22 protein-coding genes are annotated in these 23,552 nt (G+C 45.2%); 15 read left to right on the top strand and 7 right to left on the bottom strand.

Translation table 11 applies throughout. The features are described from left to right. Window positions 1-21 precede the first annotated feature (21 nt). Window positions 22-552 (top strand): gamma carbonic anhydrase family protein, encoded by a 531-nt coding sequence (locus tag BLU98_RS11020; RefSeq protein ID WP_092724080.1) that lies wholly within the window; start codon window positions 22-24, stop codon window positions 550-552. On the opposite strand, the gene rsgA is transcribed toward BLU98_RS11020, so the two are convergent. Continuing rightward, window positions 546-1,472, bottom strand: a complete 927-nt coding sequence (rsgA, locus tag BLU98_RS11015; protein ID WP_092724156.1) for a ribosome small subunit-dependent GTPase A — start codon at window positions 1,470-1,472, stop codon at window positions 546-548. The genes BLU98_RS11020 and rsgA overlap by 7 nt on opposite strands. A gap of 53 nt (window positions 1,473-1,525) precedes the next feature. On the opposite strand from rsgA, the gene ubiE reads away from it, so the two are divergent. From ubiE to BLU98_RS10995, 4 genes are all read left to right on the top strand, one after another. Continuing rightward, window positions 1,526-2,266: a bifunctional demethylmenaquinone methyltransferase/2-methoxy-6-polyprenyl-1,4-benzoquinol methylase UbiE gene (gene ubiE, locus BLU98_RS11010; RefSeq protein WP_092724079.1), complete on the top strand. Its 741-nt coding sequence runs from the start codon at window positions 1,526-1,528 to the stop codon at window positions 2,264-2,266. Beyond that, complete coding sequence (gene porT, locus BLU98_RS11005) at window positions 2,239-2,958, top strand: type IX secretion/gliding motility protein PorT/SprT (RefSeq protein WP_092724078.1); 720 nt, start codon at window positions 2,239-2,241, stop codon at window positions 2,956-2,958. Before ubiE ends, porT begins: the two co-directional genes overlap by 28 nt. A gap of 114 nt (window positions 2,959-3,072) precedes the next feature. Next, complete coding sequence (locus BLU98_RS11000; protein WP_092724077.1) at window positions 3,073-4,416, top strand: dihydroorotase; 1,344 nt, start codon at window positions 3,073-3,075, stop codon at window positions 4,414-4,416. Window positions 4,417-4,444: 28 nt separating this feature from the next. Continuing rightward, the gene (locus BLU98_RS10995; RefSeq protein ID WP_092724076.1) at window positions 4,445-5,758 is read left to right on the top strand and encodes a MutS-related protein; all 1,314 of its coding nucleotides are present in this window, start codon (window positions 4,445-4,447) and stop codon (window positions 5,756-5,758) included. A 2-nt stretch (window positions 5,759-5,760) separates the two neighbouring features. Here BLU98_RS10995 and BLU98_RS10990 read toward each other — a convergent pair whose 3' ends face one another. Continuing rightward, window positions 5,761-6,489 (bottom strand): hypothetical protein, encoded by a 729-nt coding sequence (locus BLU98_RS10990; RefSeq protein ID WP_139173900.1) that lies wholly within the window; start codon window positions 6,487-6,489, stop codon window positions 5,761-5,763. A 645-nt stretch (window positions 6,490-7,134) separates the two neighbouring features. Between BLU98_RS10990 and BLU98_RS10985 the strand changes: the two genes are divergently transcribed. The 4 genes from BLU98_RS10985 to BLU98_RS10960 all read left to right on the top strand — a co-directional run bounded on the left by BLU98_RS10985 (window position 7,135) and on the right by BLU98_RS10960 (window position 12,905). Continuing rightward, window positions 7,135-7,716, top strand: coding sequence for an outer membrane beta-barrel protein (locus BLU98_RS10985; RefSeq protein ID WP_092724074.1), 582 nt, complete (start codon window positions 7,135-7,137; stop codon window positions 7,714-7,716). 11 nt (window positions 7,717-7,727) lie between these two features. Beyond that, window positions 7,728-9,284, top strand: coding sequence for a T9SS type A sorting domain-containing protein (locus BLU98_RS10980; RefSeq protein WP_092724073.1), 1,557 nt, complete (start codon window positions 7,728-7,730; stop codon window positions 9,282-9,284). A gap of 900 nt (window positions 9,285-10,184) precedes the next feature. Beyond that, complete coding sequence (locus tag BLU98_RS10970) at window positions 10,185-11,726, top strand: YifB family Mg chelatase-like AAA ATPase (protein ID WP_092724071.1); 1,542 nt, start codon at window positions 10,185-10,187, stop codon at window positions 11,724-11,726. 525 nt (window positions 11,727-12,251) lie between these two features. Next, window positions 12,252-12,905, top strand: coding sequence for an ATP-binding cassette domain-containing protein (locus BLU98_RS10960; RefSeq protein ID WP_092724069.1), 654 nt, complete (start codon window positions 12,252-12,254; stop codon window positions 12,903-12,905). 249 nt (window positions 12,906-13,154) lie between these two features. On the opposite strand, the gene BLU98_RS18095 is transcribed toward BLU98_RS10960, so the two are convergent. Beyond that, window positions 13,155-13,541 (bottom strand): DUF1573 domain-containing protein, encoded by a 387-nt coding sequence (locus BLU98_RS18095; protein WP_092724068.1) that lies wholly within the window; start codon window positions 13,539-13,541, stop codon window positions 13,155-13,157. Window positions 13,542-13,566: 25 nt separating this feature from the next. Further along, window positions 13,567-13,968, bottom strand: coding sequence for a bacteriocin fulvocin C-related protein (locus tag BLU98_RS18090; RefSeq protein ID WP_371937879.1), 402 nt, complete (start codon window positions 13,966-13,968; stop codon window positions 13,567-13,569). 15 nt (window positions 13,969-13,983) lie between these two features. Here BLU98_RS18090 and BLU98_RS10950 point away from each other — a divergent pair, with 15 nt between their 5' ends. Both BLU98_RS10950 and BLU98_RS10945 read left to right on the top strand, forming a co-directional pair. Further along, on the top strand, window positions 13,984-14,340 hold the full coding sequence (locus BLU98_RS10950) for a helix-turn-helix domain-containing protein (protein ID WP_092724067.1): 357 nt from the start codon (window positions 13,984-13,986) through the stop codon (window positions 14,338-14,340). A gap of 217 nt (window positions 14,341-14,557) precedes the next feature. After that, window positions 14,558-16,246 (top strand): phospholipase D-like domain-containing protein, encoded by a 1,689-nt coding sequence (locus BLU98_RS10945; RefSeq protein ID WP_092724066.1) that lies wholly within the window; start codon window positions 14,558-14,560, stop codon window positions 16,244-16,246. Between the two features lie 5 nt (window positions 16,247-16,251). Here the strand turns inward: BLU98_RS10945 and BLU98_RS10940 are convergent, their stop codons facing one another. Next, a complete protein-coding gene (locus BLU98_RS10940; RefSeq protein ID WP_092724065.1) occupies window positions 16,252-16,617 on the bottom strand; it encodes a CoA-binding protein in 366 nt (121 codons plus the stop codon). 12 nt (window positions 16,618-16,629) lie between these two features. Further along, a complete protein-coding gene (locus BLU98_RS10935) occupies window positions 16,630-17,580 on the bottom strand; it encodes a TIGR01777 family oxidoreductase (protein ID WP_092724064.1) in 951 nt (316 codons plus the stop codon). A gap of 42 nt (window positions 17,581-17,622) precedes the next feature. Between BLU98_RS10935 and BLU98_RS17840 the strand changes: the two genes are divergently transcribed. The 4 genes from BLU98_RS17840 (at window position 17,623) to BLU98_RS10920 (ending at window position 21,835) form a co-directional block, all read left to right on the top strand. Further along, window positions 17,623-17,985, top strand: coding sequence for a metallophosphoesterase family protein (locus tag BLU98_RS17840; RefSeq protein WP_257574912.1), 363 nt, complete (start codon window positions 17,623-17,625; stop codon window positions 17,983-17,985). After that, a complete protein-coding gene (locus BLU98_RS10930; protein WP_257574911.1) occupies window positions 17,982-18,830 on the top strand; it encodes an outer membrane protein assembly factor BamB family protein in 849 nt (282 codons plus the stop codon). Before BLU98_RS17840 ends, BLU98_RS10930 begins: the two co-directional genes overlap by 4 nt. A gap of 92 nt (window positions 18,831-18,922) precedes the next feature. Continuing rightward, the gene (locus BLU98_RS10925; protein ID WP_092724063.1) at window positions 18,923-19,336 is read left to right on the top strand and encodes a hypothetical protein; all 414 of its coding nucleotides are present in this window, start codon (window positions 18,923-18,925) and stop codon (window positions 19,334-19,336) included. Between the two features lie 87 nt (window positions 19,337-19,423). Further along, window positions 19,424-21,835 (top strand): zinc-dependent metalloprotease, encoded by a 2,412-nt coding sequence (locus BLU98_RS10920; RefSeq protein ID WP_092724062.1) that lies wholly within the window; start codon window positions 19,424-19,426, stop codon window positions 21,833-21,835. A gap of 10 nt (window positions 21,836-21,845) precedes the next feature. Here the strand turns inward: BLU98_RS10920 and BLU98_RS10915 are convergent, their stop codons facing one another. Next, window positions 21,846-23,507 carry a pyruvate dehydrogenase complex dihydrolipoamide acetyltransferase gene (locus tag BLU98_RS10915; protein ID WP_092724061.1) on the bottom strand — a complete coding sequence of 554 codons (1,662 nt, stop codon included), beginning with the start codon at window positions 23,505-23,507 and terminating at the stop codon, window positions 21,846-21,848. Between the last annotated feature and the right edge of the window lie 45 nt (window positions 23,508-23,552).

Here is a 23,552-nt window from a genome sequence, read left to right as displayed (position 1 = left end):
AACATTGAAATCTCAAACTTTATGGCAACCATACTACCTGTTCTCGGCAAACATCCCCAATTCGGCGAAAATTGTTTTGTAGCACCCAATGCCACCATCGTGGGCGATGTGGTGATGGGCGATGAGTGCAGTATATGGTTTAATGCTGTTATCAGGGGTGATGTGCATTATATCAAAATGGGTAATAAAGTCAATGTGCAGGATGGCGCGATCATCCATTGTACTTACCAGAAAAACCCTACTGTTATCGGCAACAATGTTTCCATCGGCCATAATGCACTGGTACATGGTTGTACGGTGCACGATAATGTACTCATTGGCATGGGCGCCATTGTAATGGATCGCTGTGAAGTACATAGTAATGCCATCATTGCAGCGGGTGCGGTAGTGTTGGAAGGAACAGTGGTAGAAGCAGGCGCTATTTATGCCGGTGTGCCCGCTAAAAAAGTAAAAGATGTTTCACAGGATCTCATTCATGGCGAGATAGACCGCATATCGAATAACTATGTGAAGTATGCTTCCTGGTTCAGTGAATACAACGACCGTCAGTAGTTCTTATCATCCATGGTGTCCAATATGTTGAGGTAGCTGATATAGCGGTTTTCCGATACAGCTCCGCTCAAAACTTCTTGCTTTACCGCGCATCCCGGCTCTTCAATATGCATGCAGTTATTGAACTGGCATTCGTTTAGCAATGCCCGCATCTCGGGGAAATAATGTGAGAGTTCCTGTTTGGTAATATCTACCAATCCGAATTCACGCACACCCGGTGTATCAATGATATGTCCCCCGTTATCCAGGTCGAACATCTCGGCAAAAGTGGTGGTATGCATGCCTTTGCCGCTCCAACTGCTCACTTCCTGTGTGCGCAGGTTGAACCGGGGAAATACGGCATTGATGAAGGTGGATTTGCCTACACCGCTGTGTCCGCTCAGTAAGGTAGTTTTATCTTTCAGTAGCGCTTTCGCTTCTTCAATACCTTCTTTCTTCAACACACTGGCCAGCACTACCTGGTAACCGATCGCCTCGTACATCTGCTTGTATTCCTGGAACCGTTCCAACTCTTTTTTGCGGTAGATATCTGACTTGTTGAATACAATGATGGCCGGAATATGATAGGCTTCACAGGAAACCAGGAAACGGTCCATGAAACCCTGTGAGGTGCGTGGCTCTTTCAATGTAGCGAACAAAATGCTTTGGTCGAGATTGGAAGCAACGATATGATGCTGCCGTTTGTTGTGAGGCGATACCCTGGCTACATAATTACGCCTGTCGGCAATAGCAGTGATCACAGCCGACTCCTCCTGCACCGCTTCAATGTCTATGTCTACCTCATCGCCTACCGCAATGGGGTTGGTGGAGCTGATGGCGTCTATCTTAAAAATGCCCTTGATACGGGCATTATAGAAGTTTCCGTCCTCCCCTTTTACGGTATACCAGCTGCCCGTAGACTTGTAAACACGTGCTTTCATGCCCAACGAAGATAGTAAGCCCGTGGTGATGAAATTCAATATCTTTGCAGCCTATGGCAAAATTTGCGCACGATGAAATAGTGCCTTACCAGGAAAGTGGGATGGAGAAGAAAGAGCAGGTGGCGGAGATGTTTAACAAGATCGCTTTCCGGTATGATTTTCTCAACCGTTTTCTCAGCGCAGGCATCGATGTACGATGGAGGAAGAAAGCCATCCGGCAGCTGGAGTCACTGCATCCGCAGCAGATACTGGATGTAGCTACCGGCACCGGTGATGTAGCCATCATGACTTACCAACTGTTGCATCCGAAAAAGATCACCGGTATCGATATTTCGGAAGGAATGCTGGAACTGGGTCGCAAGAAGCTGCAAAAACTGCATTTAACAGATCATATTGAATTATGCAGCGGCGATAGCGAGGTTATTCCGTTTGAAGACAATAGCTTTGACGCCATCACCGTGGCTTTTGGCGTGCGTAATTTCCAGCACCTGGAAAAAGGATTGCGTGAAATGTATCGTGTATTGCGGCCGGGTGGTAAATTAGTGGTGCTGGAATTTTCGAAACCGGCGGGACTGTTCAGGGGGTTGTTCAACCTTTATATGAATGTGATCACTCCGGCGTTTGGTAAATTATTCGCAAAAAACAAAGACGCTTATACTTACCTGAACCATAGTGTACAGGCATTCCCCGAGGGGCAAACCTTTTTAAACATAATGCATGAAGCAAGATTTACTCAAACTTATTTGAAAAAGCTTACTTTAGGCGTATGCACCATCTATTGCGGAAGCAAATAGTTCTGCTGATCCTTTTATCCGTTGGCGTCCTGCATGTGCAGGCGCAAAGAGAAATCTATCGTATCAACCACGATAACCTTCCCTATTATTTCGGCCTTACACTGGGCTACAACAGTTCATATCTGCAGGTGAGCAAATCACCCAAATTCCTGCAAAGCGATAGTATACGCAGTGTAATTCCCGGATCCAGCGGAGGCATTGCCATGGGCCTGCTGGCCACCCTCAGGCTGACCGATCATTTCGAAGCGAGGGCCAATCCGCAGTTGGTCATCGGCGGTTCCAAATTCCTGTCGTATACACTGGGCATTACCAAACCGGGAGAAGCTTCCTTTCAGAAACAGATACTTCCCTCCACCCTGGTGAGTTTCCCTTTTCATATCAAGTTCAACTCCGACAGGATCGGGAATTTCAAGACCTATCTGCTGGGCGGGTTTAAATTCGATATGGACCTCTCGAGCAATTCGGCCGTACGGAATGCCGATGACATTATCAAATTGAAAAAATACGATTTCGGATTGGAAGCGGGTATGGGCTTCAATTTCTACCTGCCCTTTGTAACCGTTTCGCCCGAGATCAAGATCAGCTATGGCTTGTCAAATATCCACCAGCTCGATCCTGCCCTCAAATATTCCAATGTGCTCGACAAAATACAGTCGCGTATGATCGTTTTCTCCATCCACCTGGAAGACTAATCGTGCAATGAGACAATTCGGCAATTCGACAATTGCTGAATTGTCTCATTGTCCATTGCCGAATTGCCGAATTGTCTAATTGTCTCATTAAATTGCATTCGCAATTAAAAGGATATGGCAAACAAAGACTACCTCATCAAGGATTGTTGCATGGTGAATGAAGGTCAGCGGACCTTTGGCGATCTGTGGATCAAAAACGGGCGGATTGAAAAGATGGGCGGCGTGATTACACTGCCCGGTAGCGCTACCGAAATCGATGGCAGTGGCCAGTTCCTCCTGCCCGGCGCCATTGACGACCAGGTGCATTTCCGTGAGCCGGGTCTTACACACAAAGCTAATATCTATTCCGAAGCCAGGGCAGCCGTGGCGGGGGGAGTAACCAGTTTCATGGAAATGCCCAATACCAAACCGCCTGCCCTCACCCACGAACTGCTAGAGCAGAAGTACGCTATTGCCGCACAGACTTCCCTGGCAAATTATTCTTTCTATATAGGCACTTCTAACGATAACCTGGATGAAGTGCTTAAAGCCAACGACAAAAAACAGGATATCTGCGGTGTGAAAATATTCATGGGTTCCTCTACCGGCAACCTGCTGGTAGATAATCCGCTGCAACTGGATAAAGTCTTCGCCGGCAGTGAGCTGTTGATTACCACCCACTGCGAAGAAGAAAGCATGATCAGGGCCAATCTGCAGGCGTTAAAGCGGCAAAAAGACAAGCTGGAGCCATCCGACCATCCCATCATTCGCAATGAAGAGGAATGTTTTGAATCTTCTTTCAAAGCCATTCAATATGCTAAGAAACATGGCAGTCGTTTGCACATATTGCACATCAGTACAGAAAAAGAACTGCAGCTATTCACCAATATGATCCCTCTCGAAGAGAAGCGGATCACAGCTGAAGTATGTGTACACCACCTGCACTTTACCAGCGACGATTATGCGAGATTGGGCAACCAGATCAAATGCAATCCCGCCATCAAAGCGCCTCATAATAAAACTGCATTATGGCAAGCGCTGCTCGACGACCGGCTCGACGTGATCGCCACCGATCATGCGCCGCATACCTGGGCCGAAAAGCAGGAAGACTATGAACACGCGCATGCAGGCCTGCCATTGGTACAACATTCCCTGGCATTGATGTTGCATTATGTGAACGAAGGAACCATCAGCCTGGAGAAAGTGGTGGAGAAAATGAGCCATGCCGTTGCCCGGTGCTTCCAGGTAAAAGAGAGAGGTTTTATACGCGAAGGATACCATGCCGATCTGGTGCTGGTCAATCTCAACGCATCTGCAACCATATCCAAAGAAAACATCCTGTACAAATGCGGATGGAGTCCGCTGGAAGGCTTCAGCACCCCGGTGATCACAAATAGTTTCGTAAATGGCCACCTCGTTTATGGAAATGGGGCATTCGATGAATCTCAAATGGGAATGCGGTTAAGATTCAACAGATAATCCTTAGCTTGTTATTCCATTTAAGACTATGCAAGTAGACAAGACTACCCTTTCCGACCTCAACATATTCCACCGTGAAGAGGAACTATCCTTATTCCACCACCTCAACTACACACAGACCAACGACGGGCGCGAATACCTGCGCTTACTGCTGGGTAAGCCGCTCGACAATATCGAAGATATGCTGGACACCCAGCAAACGATCCGGCAGCTCATGGCGGTTGCCGGTCACTGGCCTACTACTATCACCAACGGCACCATGATGGTGGTAGAGAAGTTTTACGACTCTCAGATCAACAGTTACCCGCACAGGCCCGATCATGTGGGCAGTTTTCTTTACAAACTCTTCAACAAAGCCGACTATTCCCTTACCAGGTATACCGTTGGACATTGCATTGATTTTGTAAAAGGGTTGAATAACGTAGTGACCCTACTCAGGCAAGGCCCCATGAGTGATCTTTTGCAACTGTATGTAACGCGCATAGAAATATTGCTGAGCAAGGGAGCTGTTCCTTACATGATGGAAAGTGATGCGAAAAAACTGAATAGCAGAACAGTACTGGTTTTCGGCGCCTTCCTGAAATACCATTTCAAAACTTCCGCATTTGAACTCTTTGATATTTACAGCCGTCTTGATGCTTATTTGAGCCTGGCTGTTGCCTGTAAGAAATATGATTACTGTTTCCCTGTTCTAGAAGCATCTGTCGAACCTTTCATAGAAGCGAAGGATCTGTATCATCCTTTGTTGCAAACACCCGTGAGTTACGATACAGGATTGGATATAGACAGGAATTTTCTTTTTCTCACCGGCGCCAATATGGGTGGGAAAAGTACTTTCATCAAAGCGGTAGGTGTAAGTGTATACCTCGCGCACCTGGGTATGGGCGTACCAGCCAAAACCATGCGGCTGAGCCAGTTCTACGGACTCTTGAGCAATATACAGGTGGAAGACAATATCATCAAGGGTGAAAGTTTTTTCTTCAATGAAGTGCAGCGCGTACGCAATACCATTGAAAAGATCAGTGATGGCAAGAAATGGCTCATACTCATCGATGAGTTGTTCAAGGGCACCAATGTACAGGATGCCATGAAATGCAGTACCACCGTGATCCAGGGTTTATTGAAATTGAAAACCGCCTTATTCATCTTATCGACTCACTTGTATGAGATCGGTGATGAACTAAGGCGGTATCCGAATATTCAATTCCGTTATTTTGAAACCAATGTCGAAAACGATCAGTTGGTATTCAGTTATCATCTCAAGGAAGGCATCAGCAACGACCGCATGGGTTATTTCATCCTTCGCAAGGAAGGCGTGGTTCAGATGCTCGACCGTTTGTGATATTAATGGAACTCTACTCCACTCATAAACCTCAGGTTGGCTACAATGAGCTGGTATATATCGGCATTGGAGGTGCCGCTGATCACAATGCTGCCACTGGTTTGAGTTGCATTATCCAGCAACGTAGTGGTCACATTCTTCAACAGTAAGTCCAGGTGCATCGTAACCAGACTGGTATAAGTGATGGTTTGCGCCTGCCATTTGGTTATTTCAGAGTTGATATCGAAGGTTTCGTTTATCTGTATGATAACGGGCGTTACAACACCTGCTACATTTTTGTAAGTTCCTTTCAGGTAAAAGTTAGGATCACCTGAAGCAGATTTGATACCCTCTACTTCTACCTGCACATGATCATAGGTAGCTGCCGGTATATTCAGAGAAGCCAATGTAGCAGGAGGTGCGAACAGGTCGAACTTGAAGGGGCCTTTGGCTTCGTATTGTACGTGCATAGTATCGGTCTGGTTGTTGTTGTTTTCTTTCTCTGCCTCGAATTGAAATTCACTAGCCACTACATATCCTGATGTCCAGTTAACGGTAGCAATACCAGTGGTACTGGAGGAAGATGATACGGGGGTAATGCTACTGCCGTTCATAGTATAAGTGCTGTTATTGGCTTGTGCCTGGAACTGAATAGTAGCATTTCCATTATCGGCTTTCTTTGTGCAGGAAGCGAACAAGAGAGCTCCTAATGAAAGGGAGAGCAGAGAAATTTTAGTAAATCTGTGTTTCATGACTTTTTTTTAGATAATAAATCGGTTCTTGTACGCAATAATGCATGAACTGTGCCAAACTCGGTAGACAAATCAATCCTGTTAATGATTGATTGATTATAAATAAATTACGAATTATTTTTTATCGAAAATGTTACCGATTTTAACAATTACCGGATTGCGTATTTGTTTTAAGTAGAAATACCCGTTTCTATTTTTAATACATCAACTTGCTTAATTTCCCCGTTTATCTTTTCAAGCAGCGATATATGTTAGTCAAGACTTTCGGCAGTGCCGTCCAGGGAGTAGAAGCCATTCAATACAGGAGCCTGGATCGTGAAGGATGGGCTGGTTGAATTGAAGAATAAGCAGGTTGGCTTAAATAATTTTGTAAAAAACACCATAAAATACAGTGAAAACAACGGATAAATTCAGTGTTTTTCACAATACATATACAAAAAATATTGCCTTACTTTATTTTTGGAAATTACCAGGGAGTTGACGGTAATACCTGCTTTCTCCGTGAGACGCTATTTGTTACTTGTCTCCTCTTCATCTCGTTAAGAATACCCCCCAATTCTTAGGGCATCAATATGTACAATCAACATAACATTATGTTGCAGGTACCATTATGTTGAAAACGACACTAAAAATAAACCTCCTATTATGAGACCCGTTTTAACTATTGTAATCTTTGTATTAATCTCAATGTCTGCTAAAAGCCAAGTAACAAAAGGTAACTGGCTGCTGGGCGGTACAGTTAATTTCTCCTCTTCCAAAACTGCCACTTCTTATCCTACACCTACTCAGGAAACAGATGTTGACATAACTAATGTTACTGCTTCACCGACCATCGGGTATTTTTTAATGGACAAGTTTGCTGCGGGATTGAAACAGAGTTTCTCATGGAACAAAGCTCAAGTAACTACGAGTGGAGGCCTATCTTCAAATATACGTCGCTATACGATCGGGCCATTCTTCCGCTATTATTTTCTAGATGCTGAAAAACCATTTAATCTTTTTACCGAAGCAAGTTACCAATTGGGCGTTATAAGCAATACGCCACAAACGGGCTCGATCAAGCTACTTTCAGTGGCTGCCGGCCCTGTCATCTATTTCAACTCCAGTGTCGGGCTGGAATTTACCATTGGGTATTCTCAGAGAAGCGAAGAAATCAAAGGTAATTATAAGGAAGACAAAAAATCATTTCAAATAGGTATTGGTTTTCAAATCCATTTAAATAAATAAAACAAAACCCTATGAAAACAAAAATTCTACTCACTACCCTGCTTTGGTTAACGGTGATGCAAATACGCTCGCAAAGCATCGTTCCCAATCAGACATCAGAAGTTTGCCCTGGTGTAGACATTGTATTTACAGTGACCATTCCAGGTACTTTACCGTCAGTTTCTTCCAAGGCATTAAATGTTAATCCTGTTCTTATTCAGGGGCCGTCTAATGTAACTACATCTGGAGGCTCAACAACTTTTAATTTTACAGGAAGGTTCGCAGACTTCAATAACAAACAGACATTCACCGTTAATTATACAGACGGTAGCGGACTATCGGCTTCTTGGGATGCTACTTTTCCAAAAATAAAATCATTATTTTTTGCCAGCCAGGCCTCCGTATTTTATCCCGCGCCATCCAGTATTACCGCACCCCGTTGCCAGTCACAAAACTTCAATATCAGTTTCCCCAATATTCAATATGGCAACCCGTATGAGGCTCCGCAAATAAGCTATGGTACCGTAACGAATTACCAATACTTACTACCAACGGGATGGAGTATGAATGGTACTGTCTCCAATGGCAGCAACTGGATTAATGGCTCAAATAATGTTACGGTGACATCCAATTTATCTAATGGAGACGGCAGTGGTATCCGAATCAGACCAGTCAATACTGCTTGTGCACCCGGTTTGGCAACGGGACAAGAGGCGTCTGTTGCGATTTCACGACCTGCTCCACGCCTATCAGTAACCAGCTCTCCAAGTTACATCTGCACGCCGGGAGGCACTGCCAGCGTATCCATTAGTGGGTTACCAGCAGGTGCAAATGTGTCCTGGTCTTCATCCAACGCTGGCCTGCCAATAGTAGGCAGCAATACCGGTTCTACTATTACTGTACAAAGAATAGGCTCAAGCAATGGCGAAGCAACCATCACTGCCACTGTCACCCACTGTACATTTACCTATACAGTTTCTCAGGCAATGAGCTTTGGCGCAGGGGCACCACCATCCATCACACTGATCAATGCAGATAAATCGTGCGGGACTTTTCTTGAAGCATATTGTACCAACCCCGTTAACTCTACCGGATTTATCTGGAACTTTAATTTTGGGCAGGTAATACAAAATAATCCCGGCTATTATGGCGATTACTTTTTACTCAAACCGTTAAACCAGACAACAACCGGACAGACTTACTATGATTACTTAAGCGTTGTGGCTACAACACCATGCGGTAATTCAGACCCCAGTCCAACTTCTTCCATTACTATTGGGCCCATAACAGGAAGTTGCTCCGGTAGAATAGTAAGAACACCTCCCCAATCACTAACTGCAACAGCATCCGAAGAAAATGTATCGGAAGACAGGCTATTCCCTAATCCCGTGAACAGCGTTTTAAAGTTGCAGGTAAAAACAAAAAATGTTGGCAAATATGCCATGATACTCGATGCATCAGGAAGAATCTTACAAAGAATCAAACTGGTTAATACAATAACACAGGTTGATGTATCAAAGCTGCAAGGCGGAACTTATTTTATTAAAATTCCGGGTGAGGCCAATAAACCATTGAAATTTATTAAATAAGAAACCTCATTATATCGACAAACTCCTTATCAAAGCTTGTTAAGAAGCCTTTCTACTCAGATAAACTACCGATTTTTGAGCAGAAAGGCTTCTTCAATAACATCGCATACCTGGTATAAAATCACGTTCAGATGCGATGTTGTTGCAAAAGGTATCTGTTTTGTGATTGAATCATTCTGGAACTGTTTCCAACAAGACATTTATTGCAAACAAAATTAGTTACAACTATTTAATTGTCTCCTAGGGAAGTTCCTATGGATACATGTATGATTCCTTGAATTCCTCTACAAGTAAAAAAACTAATATTGATACATTTCTTTTTCAAAAAGGTTTTGGGGGATGCAACTTTTATAATGGCTTTTTGACTAAAGCAACCGACAGCCTCCTTCAACGAACATTTTTGAACAAATCGAATTTGTTGGAAAAATATGTAACAGTAAATAAATCCGGCGATTCTTATAATGATACTACCTATCTATACTTTATGAAAGACTTTAATGATGTGGATTTCTCTTTTTGCAAAGAACTCGACAAAGCAAAAAACATGAGGCTATATAAGAGTCGGTTTATTTTCAATAAAACCTTTAGCAATAAATATCCATTCCCTCTACCCGCAAGAGAGTTATGGTATTCTATTCGGAGAGTTATGATCAAGGATAAAATGCAACTCATTGCATTGATCAACTCAAAAAAACAATTATAAAAAACGCCTCCCATACAATTCAATTACAGGAAGACTATAAGGAGAGTGCATTTTTAGACGATCACATAGGTTACTTAGCCCTCCGTAGCGAGGGTGTAGTCAAGATGCTGGAAAGCCTGTAAAATCAGGTATAAATACTGCTTTTCAGCGCGCTAATTTTCTTAATTTCCACTTTTACCCTTTACGAAATCATCATTATGCTGGTAAAAGCCTTTGGCAGCGCTGTGCAGGGAGTGGAAGCGATTACGATTACAATAGAAGTGAATGTTAGCATGGGACAGAGCTACAGCATTGTAGGTCTGCCCGATAATGCGGTACGTGAAAGTTTGAAACGAACTGAAAGCGCCATCAAGAGCAACGATTATCACATGCCGCGCACCAAAGTAATTGTGAACCTGGCGCCGGCTGATATTAAGAAAACAGGCTCTGCTTTTGATCTGCCCATTGCTGTGGGAATACTGGGAGCCAGTGAGCAATTGCACCACATAGAGCGACTGCAAGAATTTGTGATCATGGGAGAATTAGGGCTCGATGGTAGTATACAACCCATCAAAGGTGCATTACCCATTGCTATACAAGCACGCAAAGAAGGCTTTAAAGGATTGATCATTCCCAAAGCCAATGCGCGTGAGGCGGGGATGGTCAACAACCTGCTGGTGTATGGCGTTGCTCATTTGAATGAAGTCATCGCATTTTTTAAAGATGAACAATCGCTGCAACCCGTTGTGGTCAATACAAGAGATGAATTTTTCGACGACCAGTATGCGTTCGGTATGGACTTCAGTGATGTAAAAGGGCAGGAACACATCAAACGCGTGCTGGAGATTGCTGCCGCAGGGGCGCACAATGCATTGCTGATTGGTCCGCCCGGCGCCGGAAAGACCATGCTGGCCAAGCGGTTGCCTACCATCATGCCGCCATTGAGTTTGCACGAAGCATTGGAAACTACCAAGATCCATAGTGTGGCGGGCAAATTACCCGAGAACAGTTCGCTCATCAGCAGGCGGCCCTTCCGTTCACCGCATCATACTACCAGTGATGTGGCATTGGTAGGTGGTGGAAGTGTTCCGCAGCCCGGAGAAATTTCATTGGCACATAACGGCGTTTTATTCCTGGATGAGTTGCCCGAATTCAAAAGAACAGTATTGGAAGTAATGCGACAACCCATGGAAGAAAGGAAAGTGAGTATTTCACGAACCAAAATGATACTTGATTTTCCGGCCAGTTTCATGCTCCTGGCTTCCATGAATCCCTGCCCTTGCGGTTATTATAATCATCCGGAAAAAGCCTGTAGTTGTCCGCCCGGCGCCGTACAGAAATACCTCAATAAAGTATCCGGTCCACTGTTAGATCGCATAGACTTGCATGTAGAAGTAACACCCGTGGCATTCACAGCGTTGAATGATGACAGGCAAGCAGAAAGTTCCGCCTCCATACGCGAACGCGTAGTGGCAGCACGTGATCTGCAAGCTGAACGCTATAAAGAACATCCCGGCATTTACGCCAATGCACAGATCAATACTCAGTTAATGCAGGAACACTGTCAACTGAATAACATTTGTAACAACCTGTTACGAAAAGCCATGGAACGCCTCAACCTGAGTGCCCGTGCATACGACCGCATCCTCAAAGTGAGCCGCACTATTGCCGATCTGGACGCCAGCCAGGAAATCCGCCCTGAACACTTAGCCGAAGCCATTCAATACAGGAGCCTGGATAGAGAAGGATGGGCGGGATAAAGTAACCAGATTGGAGGACGCAGATTGCGACCTTCAAAGCAGTATCTGTTTTATTTACAAATAATAAATGTCTGCACTAATGGTGAAAAACGAAATATTCGAGGCATTATTGTCCACCGATTTCTTTGCAACACAGGCATAGTGCCAAACATCAAAACTTTACGTATACTTGCAGAAGCCGATTATAGCAGATCAACTGCCATTGATTTTGGCAACTATTATGCGACTATTTAGAATCATACGACTTATATGGACTTTTTATAAAAACTTTTTGCCGCTATCTATTATTATTACAGCTTTTTGCCTTAGAGCATTCTGGATATATGGTTTCTCGGCTTTCTTCGGTATCTTTTGGGGTAAAATTGTTACATTAGGATTGACATATTATCTTATAAACAGTAATAAAAAAAATGAATATTATTACTATCAAAATTTAGGTCTTGCAAAGACGCTACTGTGGGCGGCTACATTAGTCTTTGACTTTGTTTTCTTTCTCTTACTTATCTTTCTGGCATACCAATTCAAATGAATCACGTATTAGAAATAGATAGTACTCAGCTCCAATTCGGCGGAAGAAAAATATTATCTAGCATTTACCTTAGATGCGAAACCGGCAAGATAATTGGATTGCTAGGGAAAAACGGGCAAGGAAAATCTTGCCTGATGAAAGCTATTTATGGTAGTTTACCATGCGAGAAGTCCGTTCGGTTTGATCACATTTCTATTGTTGAAAGTTTCAAACACCCTGACTTAATTGTATATTTACCACAGTGTAATTTTATTCCAAAATCACTTTCACTTCGTCGAATATTTCAAGATTTCACCCTGGAGTACAGTGAATTTCAAAATAGATTTTCGGAGTTTGCAAAAAGAGAAAAAGATACTGTTGGCAGTCTTTCGGGAGGAGAGCGTAGATTATTAGAGTTGTATATAATCGCAAAGTCTAAATCACAGTTCGCTTTGCTGGATGAACCTTTCACACACCTAAATCCACTACAAATTGAAAAGGCCAAACAGTTGCTTAAAGAAGAAAAGGAGCATAAAGGCCTACTTATCACTGACCATATGTACAGACATATCATTGACATTTGCGATTCCCTGTATGTATTAACCAATGGACAAACGTATTTGACAAAAAGCGTTGCCGACATTGACACCTTAGGTTACGCAAGGCTTTAACAGCTACCCCATAAACATTTACTCAAATCGGTCAGTGGGTAATTCGACAACAAAATCCTAACGGATCGCGTCATTTTTTAAATTAGTCGACTATAACTCTCATACTGTCAATAAACAATGATTTGCTTGGCTATATGCCATAAAAAACGGAGGTATTACCTCCGTTTTAAAAGAATGACTTTTAAGCCGCATTCGACTATTGATATTGAGTAAAATATTTTTGCCATCAATTTAGTCAGACTACACGAATCAATGTACTGTTCCTCTCAATTCAACCGATTGGATAGGAGGTCTTCCATTGGTTCGTACAGATATAAATCTGAACATTTCACCGGTGTCGGAGGGATTGGGTTTGAAAGTAACTCTCAATGGAACACTATCGTTTGACGACACAATGGAATCCTTTAGAGTTCCGACCATGCAGCCGCACGCACTCGCAATCTCCGAAATAATCAATTTATCTGAGCCGAGGTTTTTAACATATACAGTTGTTTCGTAGCTCGTTCCTCGAGGGATTGAGAAATGAACAACTGAAGGTATTATAGCATACGTTTTTTTATCCGCCGTTTTGCAATTGAATGAGAAAGTTACAATAGCTAAAGCAATAAGACGAGAAATATTTTTGTGAGCAACCATAAGAAAAGATATTTATTTCCGAAAATTAGAGTAAAGAGCAGACTCCATTGCACGAAAATAAAAACAGTGTGCCACATCCCGCACTACTTGATTTACAGCCGTTGTCCCTGCACGACCCTGCGTTACAATAAGAGTCTGATCGGGAACAGTGGCAATCGTTATCAGGGGGAGGAGGAGTTACGTCATTCGTTCTTACTCCATTAGTTTTCGCCTGAACTGTTGTGGCTGAATATCCGTAATATCCTTGATCTGACGGAAGATCAATAAGGAAAGAAAATGCATCTGGAACACCTAATAGAGATTGCGCTTTATACTTAATCTGTGGTAGGGCAAGAGTAAAATTTTTCAATGCAATACTGTTTTCTTCAAAAATGTTTCTTACAAGCCAACTTTTTTTGAAATCAATTTGCAGTCGCCTTAGTCTCAAAGAAAAGATAACCCTATGACATTCAAAATCATACGTTCAAAAAGGGATTATACCACAGCGCTGGAACGTTTTGAACAAATCTTCCAGGCTAAAGCGGGTACACCCGAAAGCGATGAAGCGGATGTGCTTGCCCTACTAATAAAAAGCTATGAAGATACCCATTACCCGATCGAAATACCCGATCCGCTGGCTGCTATCCAATACCGCATGGAGCAACAGGGTTTAAGCAAACAGGAGTTGGCGAGTATCCTTGGATACAAAAGCAGGGTAACGGATCTGTTCAACGGTCACCGCAAATTGAATCTGAGTATGATTCGCAAGCTGCATGCCCACTTGAATATCTCCTACGATACCCTTGTGAAAGAGTATTGATCTGAGTATGCTTGCCCAAGCTTTATTGTTTTTCAGGATATATCACTGCTTCATAAACCTTGTATTAATTTTCACGCACTGGTTTAATTTCATTTGTAGAAAGAAAAATTGCCGGACACCTCTGAAAATTGGGTGTTTTAACCATTGCAATAGTGAAACCAACCTGTTACTTTCACATCTCGTTTCACTGCTCCAAATCCTTTAAAAACAAACACCCATGGCCAGTCCAATTCCTTCCGGCATCAAAGCTTTCGCCAATTGCGACCACGCGATCATCGCATGGAAATACGACCAACCCATACCCAACTGTATTGGTTTCGCACTATATAAAAAAATGAAAGGGCAGCCGCCATCCAGCGCACAACCCCTTAACAACCGCATTGGCTTTGCCGGCCAGCAGGCCCAGCCCGGCGAGCAAAGGCCCAGTACTGCATGGCCCATCCAACGTTTGTTGTGGACCGATTTCAATGCTAAGCCGGGAGACAGCATGAGTTATCTCGTAGCGCCGCTCTACATCAAAAACAATACCCTGGTAAAAGACATGACCAATGCCACCGAATGGAGTAATGAGGTTACCGTTGGTACCGGCACCGATATCGAAGCTTATTTCAACCGGGGTATCATTTCTTCCCAATTCATGTCGCGCCAGCTATCCGGCGCCGATGTGAAAACAAAGGGAACGACCCTCAAATCCACGCTGGCTAATGAAGACGCTCCCGTTACGCAATTCCTGGGTGGCGTACTGGCACAAAAACTATTCGCAGAGCTCGACGCTGTGATTGCCGACAGCACCCTGAGTATTTATGCTTCGCTTTATGAACTGAATGATGAAAGCGTGATTAACCGTTTTAAAAAGATCGGCAGCAGGCTGAACCTGGTGCTGGCCAATGGCGCTTTTAAAAGCAATGCAGCCGGCGAGAACGACGAAAATGCCGACCTGCGCAAAGAATTGAAAACTACTACCAGCATTCACCTGTTCGATCGCATCGTTCCCATGGGCCACTTTGCACACAATAAGTTCATGGTGTTTTGTAAAAACGGACAACCTTATAAAGTCTGGACAGGCAGCACCAATCTCACGCAGAACGGACTTTATACGCAAGTGAACAATGCCATCCTCATCAACGATCCGCAGGTGGCTAACTGGTATCTCAACGAATGGAACCAGATAAAAGGCGCCGGCAATGCATACCCCGCACCTTTTATCCAGTACAATACAAAGGGCAACACGAAGCCGAACCTGTCTACCTGGTTTGCGCCCGTTTCCAACCAGGTAGACCTCGCCGCGGCCAAAGCCCTGATCGATAATGCACAACAAGGCATCCTCTTCCTATTCTTCAACCCCGGCACACACGACACACTTTATAATGAAGTGGTGGCACAGATCGACAAACCCGGCAAAGAAGATATCTTCGTACACGGCATCATGAACCAGGACCCTGGTGGAAAACAAACCCCGTTGGTATTCATCCACAAGAACAATGTACCGAAGGGATCAACCGATTTCGATACCATCATACCCAAAGCCATCGGAGGAGAGTTTTCATATTGGCAGAATGAGATCACACCTAAAATGGTTACCATCCACAGTAAAGTGGTCATCATTGATCCCTTTGGCAGTCACCCTGTGGTGATGACCGGTTCACACAATTTAGGCCCCAAAGCCAGCCAGAAAAACGACGATAACCTGAACATCATTGAGAACAACCCGGCACTGGCTATGCAATATGCGGTGAACATCCTTTCCGTGTACGATCATTATCACTGGCGCTATGCATTGGCCAATCAAAATGCCGGCTCCATCGCTTATACGGGCTTATCAACCGATCCCAACTGGATGACAAGTTACCTGGTTGACCGGAATGTAAGAGAGATCGATTTCCTTTTCGGCACCATTGGTAAATAGAATGATCAATATTGGCCGGTACTCAGCAGTACCAGCGTACAGGCTTCTACGGCTTTTATGCCGTTGGCCTGTACCAGTTTTTCCAGTTCTTCATTTTCGGTACCAGGATTGAAAATAACGCGCTTGGGATGCAATTGCAGGATATAATCGTAGTATGCTTTCTGCCGTTCCGGGTTGAGATAAAGGGTTACCGTATCTACGCCGGCCTCCTCCGGATGTTCAGTGATGATGGGGATATCGCCTATCTTTCCTTCCCTGTTACCAATGGCTACTACGGGATGCTGGTGTGCATGCAACCTGTCCACCGCCAGGTAGCTATAGCGTTGCGGGTGATCAGATGCTCCCAGCACCACTGTCTTTTTCGGATTCATAAGGCAAGTTACTCAGAATAACCGATACCTGTTCCGAGGCAACCCCTGTATCACATCGGTCAACGCTTCTGTTATTTCCGGGAAACGGAATACAAATCCGTTTTCGATCAACCTGGCAGGCAGTGCATGGTTGCTCTCTAATATCATCGATGGTTCTTTGCCCATCATCCACGCACCGGCCCTTACCATCCACTCGTATGCAGGCAATCCTATTGGAGCGCCACAGGCTTTCCGCATGGCCTGCATGAATTGGGCATTTGTCACCGGGTTTGGGGCACAAGCATTGAAAGCCTCACTTAATTGTTTGTGTTGATACAAAAACGCAATGATGCGGCATACATCGGCTACATGCACCCAACTGATCATTTGTTTCCCCGTTCCCTGTCGTCCACCCAAACCGAATTTCACCAGGTTGAGATAAGGTTCCAGGATACCTCCATCACCTAATACCACGGCCAGTCGTAATGCAATTTTCCTGGTATGTCCGCTGTTGCCTGCTTCAAAAAATACCGCTTCCCACTGCTTCACCACCGATGCCATAAAACTGCCGGCGAATGCCCGGGTATACTCATCGCCCGGTACTCCATCTGCATACAGGGAAATGCCGGAAGCATTGATCCAGCAGGAAGGAGGAATGGCGAGTTCCCTGATGGCGTTGCCAATGGCTTTGGTAGCATCGATGCGGCTGTCGAGGATTTTTTTACGATTGGCCGGAGTATGCCTGCACTGTATACTTTCACCTGTGAGGTTGATGACAAGATCGGCGCCATCCAGTTCCTGCATCCAGTCCGACAATGTTTGTGCATCCCATTGCACCATCCTGTATTGCTTAGCTATTTTTTTGTTGCTGTTACGGGTCAGCAGTACGACTTCATTGTCTTTTTCAAAATAACTGGCAATAGCGCTGCCAATGAAACCGGTTCCACCTGCAATAACGATCTTTATGTTTTTAATAGCTTCCATAAACGGCGGTTTCACGCAAAGCTATTCCGTTATCTTCCCCATATGAAATCATATTTGTCGGTACTGGTATTCATCCTTGCTTGTTGCATTTCCGCAAAAGCTCAAATAAAACCTTTCCGTTTTGCGTTCATCTCCGACACCCACATTGGTTCGCCCAATGGCAGCGCCGAAGAAGACCTGCGCAGAACCGTTGCCGATATCAACAATATGAATGATATCGCTTTTGTAGTGATTACCGGGGATATTACCGAATTGGGCACTGATGAAGAACTCAAACATGCCAAACAAATCCTGGATCAGTTGAAAGTACCCTGGTACATTATTCCAGGCAATCACGACACCGGTTGGAGTGAAAGCGGTGGTCGTACCAGACCCAAGGTCCTATTTACTCTTCTCCCGCGGTGAAGGACAATAAAGTTGTGCTGGGATCCTGCGATGGCCATGTCTATTGCCTCTCTTTATCAAGCGGTCGTTTGCAGTGGTCATTGAAAACAGCCGCTGCTGTATTGGGTAATCCCCAGATCAGCGGCGATACGGTATATATCGGCGGAAGTGATCATCAATTCAGGGCCATTGATTTGAAAACCGGCAGCGTGCTCTGGCAATATACCGGCATGGAAGGTCCCGTAGTAAGCACCCCGGTATTGTACAAAGGCATGGTTATTTTCGGGGCCTGGGACCGCCACCTGCGTGCGCTGGATGCCTCCACCGGAAAGCTGATCTGGCAGTGGAATAACGGCTCTGCTGTTCGAAATTATTCACCTGCATCCTGCATCCCTGTTATCTGGGATGATGTGGTGTATATCGTAGCGCCCGACCGTTTTATCACTGCAATAGACGTTCGCTCAGGGACCACTTTATGGCGTAATAACGATGCCACCGTGCGCGAATCGATCGGCATTTCAGCAGATGGCCAATATGTCTACGGCAAGACCATGACCGATACCACCGTCGCTTACCACACTTCCCCCTCCAAACAGCCGGCTGCCTGGAAACTCAACTGTGGCTTCGGTTATGAGCATGTACCTTCTATGCTCATAGAACGCGACGGGCTCGTTTTTTTCGGCACCAAAAACGGAACTGTCTATGCCATTGACCCGCAAAAGCGGGAAAGACGATGGGCGCACAAGATCGACAACTCAATGGTAAATACGGTAAGAGCCCTCAGAGCCGGGCAAATCATTGCTTCTACGATGGATGGGAAAATAACATTGCTTGACATGCAACCAGCCATTATGCACACCAACTAATATCTTTTAGCGGTGGAAAAATGTATTATTTAAAATAATTTTCTAACTTTCCTTTCTCATCTAATAAACAAAATCAACTAACTCACATCACTATGGCAAAAGCAAAAAAGAAAGCTGCAAAAAAAGCAGTAAAAAAAGCCGCTCCTAAAAAGGCCACTAAAAAAACTGTAAAGAAAGCTGCGAAAAAAGCTGCTCCTAAGAAAGCCGCTAAAAAAGCAGTAAAAAAAGCCGCGAAGAAAGCCGCTCCTAAAAAAGTAGCCAAGAAGAAATCAGCGCCCAAGAAAAAAGCAGCTGCTAAAAAAACTGTAAAGAAAGCAGCTGCTAAAAAACCCGCCGCCAAAAAAGCAGCGCCCAAGAAAAAAGCAGCGGCAAAGAAACCCGCAGCTAAAAAACCTGCTGTTAAGAAAGCTGCGAAACCCGCAACAGTAGCGGCTCCCGCGCCAGCGCCCGCTCCTACTTCGCTGTTTGAAATGCCTGCATCCAACGAGACACCTGCAGGATCTTAATAAAGAGATTAACCAACAGTTCAACTCCTGTTATTGTTTGAAAAAAATAATACCAGGAGTTTTTTATTACTACTCAAACCCAAAACGATGCGCACTTTATTTGCATGGCTGCTTTGTTTTTGTTTCGTTGGTGCTGTTGCACAACCGGCATCAAAGATTACCGATAAAACAAAAAACATGAAACGGTACGATGGCTATTTCACTTTCTGGTGGGATGCCGCGAACGGGAAAATCTGGATGCTGGTTGATAAATTTGACCAGGAATTCCTGTATGTCAATTCACTTCCGGCCGGACTCGGTTCGAACGATATCGGGCTCGACAGGGGGCAGATCGGCGCCAGTCGCATCGTTTATTTTTCCCGTATAGGCAAAAAATTACTCCTGGTTGAGCCAAACTACAATTATCGTGCCTCCTCATCCGACCCCCGTGAACAGCGCGCTGTTCGCGAATCCTTTGCCCAGTCGGCCATCGGCGGCTTCACCATCGATGAAGACGAAGGCGATAAAGTGCTGGTAGACGCCACTTCTTTTTTTGTACGTGACTCCCATGGCATCGCCGATCGCATCCGCAGCATGCGGCAGGGCTCCTATGTTTTCAACGAATCCCGTTCGGCCATTTACCTGCCCAATACCCGCAACTTTCCCCTGAACAGCGAATTCGAAGCCACCATCACTTTTACAGGTGGCAGCGATGCCGGCCGCTTTGTCAGTACCGTTACCCCTTCAAACGAAGCCATCACCCTGCGTGTACACCACTCTTTTGTACAACTGCCCGACAATCATTATAAGCCTCGTCGCTATGATATACGCAGCGGTTATTTCGGCATTTCTTATTTTGATTACAGCACTCCTTTCTCTGAACCCATTGAGCAACTGTTCATCGCCCGTCACCGGCTCGAGAAAAAAGATCCTGCTGCCACTGTAAGTGATCCGGTAAAACCCATTGTGTATTACCTCGACAATGGAACGCCCGAACCTATACGCTCTGCACTGCTCGATGGCGCCCGATGGTGGAACCAGGCTTTTGAAGCAGCAGGATACCGGAACGCATTCATCGTTAAAATACTGCCCGATACCGCCGACGCCATGGACGCACGCTATAACATGATTAACTGGGTACACCGTTCTACCAGGGGATGGAGTTACGGCGCGTCGATCACCGATCCACGCACTGGTGAGATCATCAAAGGGCAGGTGACGTTGGGGTCTTTACGTGTGCGGCAGGATTATCTCATTTTCACCGGGTTGCTTTCTCCTTATGAAACCGGCAAACCGGCTCCTGAAACCATGCAGCAGGCTGCCTTACAGCGCTTACGGCAACTGGCGGCTCATGAAGTGGGACATACACTCGGGCTCCAGCACAACTATGCATCGAGTTACAATGACCGGGCCTCTGTAATGGACTATCCGCATCCCAATATATCGCTTGATAGCAAAGGAAATATTGATTTCTCGCAGGTATATACCAATGTCATTGGTGAATGGGATAAAAGGGCCATCCTCTATGGCTACCAGGATTTCAAAGCAGGCGTGAATGAAAATGAAGCATTGAATGCGATACTGGATGAGAACACAAAAAACGGACTCTTATTCATTGCCGATGCCGATGCGCGTGCCGCCAGCGGTATGCATCCTTATGCGCATCTATGGGATAATGGAAAAGACGTCACCGAGGAACTTAAGAACGTATTACAGGTACGTTCCAAAGCGCTGGATCAATTCTCTGAACAAGCCATCCGTGAAAGAACGCCGTTGTCAAGACTGGAAGATGTACTGGTTCCTGTATACAACTATCACCGCTACCAGCTGGAAGCAGTATGTAAGCTGATCGGTGGTATGAATTACAGTTACAGCGTGCGAGGCGGACAGCAACAGGTTCCCCAGGTTTTACCCAATGCCGTTCAGCAGAAAGCATTACAAACAGCGCTGGACTGTTTATCGCCTGAAACACTCACGCTTCCCGAAAGGATCATAGCGATGATCCCTCCCCGCCCGCCGCTTTATTATAATGTAGGCGAACTCTTTGCCAAACGCACCGGCATGAGTTTCGATCCTGTAGCAGCTGCCGAAGCCCTGGCCAATTTTGAGTTGGAATTTTTGTTCAATGCAGAAAGAGCCAACCGGTTGGAGCAGTTCAAAGCGCAAGCCGGCACACTGGGTTGGGACAATGTGTTGGATGCCATCATTGAAAAAACATGGAAAGCCCCTTTACAAAAAGGACTGAAAGGCGAAATTCAATTACAAACCCAGCAAATGGTACTCAGCTGGATGCTGGGTCTTAGCCAGAACGACAATGCCAACTATATTGTAAAATCGATCTGTTTCGACAGGCTGCAGTCACTGAAGCAATATGCAATAACACAGGCGCAAACGCATCCTGCTTTAAAAGCGCATTATTCCTACGCAGTAGAACGGATCAACAAACCAAAAGATATTGCGGTACCCCAACATAAAGAGATAGCTCCGGGAGCACCCATCGGTTGCGATTTAGATTTCTGATACAATAAATTTATACCAACATCCTCAAAGGCTCTTCCAGTAAGGATTTCAGCGTTTGCAGGAAAGCCGATCCTGTTGCACCGTCTACTACACGGTGGTCGCAACTGAGGGTAACTTTCATAACGTTACCGGGTACGATCTGTCCGTTTTTAACAACGGGCACTTGTGAAATTCCACCTACTGCCAGAATACAGGCATCGGGCGGGTTGATGATGGCAGTGAATTGTTCTATACCAAACATACCCAGGTTGGAGATAGTGAAAGTACTTCCTTCCCAATCGGCGGGTTGTAATTTTTTATTTTTTGCTTTCTGTGCGTAGTCTTTTACTTCAACCGCAATCTGGCTCAGTGATTTGCCATCGGCAAAACGAACTACAGGAACCAGCAAACCTTCATCCACCGCTACAGCCACACCAATATTGATGTGATGATTGTGACGGATGGTATCGCCCAACCAGCTGCTGTTCACTTGTGGGTGCTGTTTCAATGCCAGGGCAGTTGCTTTCAGTACCATATCGTTGAAGCTGATCTTCACAGGCGCCGCTTCATTGATCTTGCCACGGGCTGCAACAGCAGCATCCATATCAATGGCCATGGTAAGATAAAAATGCGGTGCGGTAAAGAGACTGTCGCTCAGGCGGCGGGCAATGGTTTTGCGCATTTGTGAAACCGGAACATCTTCAAAACTAACCTGCCCCGCTGGAGCTATGGCAATGGCAGAAGCAGGCTTGGCCTGTTGAGCAGCAGGTGCAGCAGCAGCAGCGGGTTTGAAATTATCGATATCGCTTTTCACAATACGGCCGTTATCGCCAGTACCTTTTACATATTTAAGATCAATGCCTTTATCAGATGCAATCTTTTTAGCCAATGGTGATGCCAGTATCCTGCCTTCGTTTACAACAGCTTCCGCGGGGGTAGCAACAGGTGCAGTGGCAGCAGGCGCAGCAACAGCAGGGGTAGGTGCTGCTTGCGATGATTGAGCAGCAATAGGCTGCGATCCACCAGCTTTTACAGCGACTACGATCGCATTCAAATCGAGTCCGGGTTTACCGATGATGCAAAGCAGGTCATTCACCTGTATTTTTTCACCGGCCTGGGCACCTTGGTACAACAAGGTACCATCTTTATAGCTTTCCAGTTCCATAGTGGCTTTATCGGTTTCGATATCGGCCAGCACTTCACCTTTTTTAACAGCATCGCCCACTTTTTTATGCCATCCGGCAATCACGCCCTCTGTCATCGTATCACTCAAGCGAGGCATCAATACTACTTCCTCCATGGAAGCAACATCTACTGCAGGAGCAGCAGCGGGAGCTGAGGCAGGTGCTGCCTGTGGAGCAGGTGCAGGCGCCGGGGCCACAGCAGGCTCGGGGGCTTTCGCAACTGAAGATGCACCACCTGTATATTTTGCTACCAGCGCTGAAACATCTTCGCCGGCTTTACCAAAAATGGCCAGCAGGTCGTTCACTTGTAATTTGCCACCGTTAGGAGTTCCTATATACAACAAAACACCATCCTGGTAACTTTCCAGTTCCATGGTGGCTTTATCGGTTTCTATTTCAGCTAACAGGTCGCCTTTTTTAACGGTATCGCCCACTTTTTTATGCCAGGCGGCAATGACGCCCTCTGTCATGGTATCGCTCAGCCGGGGCATTAATATCTCTTCAGCCATATTGATTCGATTGCTCTTTTAAATTGAGCCGTGAAATTAAGGAAA

The organism is Hydrobacter penzbergensis (genome assembly GCF_900106985.1).
Taxonomy (GTDB): Bacteria; Bacteroidota; Bacteroidia; order Chitinophagales; family Chitinophagaceae; genus Sediminibacterium; species Sediminibacterium magnilacihabitans.
Note: the sequence above shows the minus strand (reverse complement) of the source record. Positions and strands in the feature narration are given on the sequence as shown.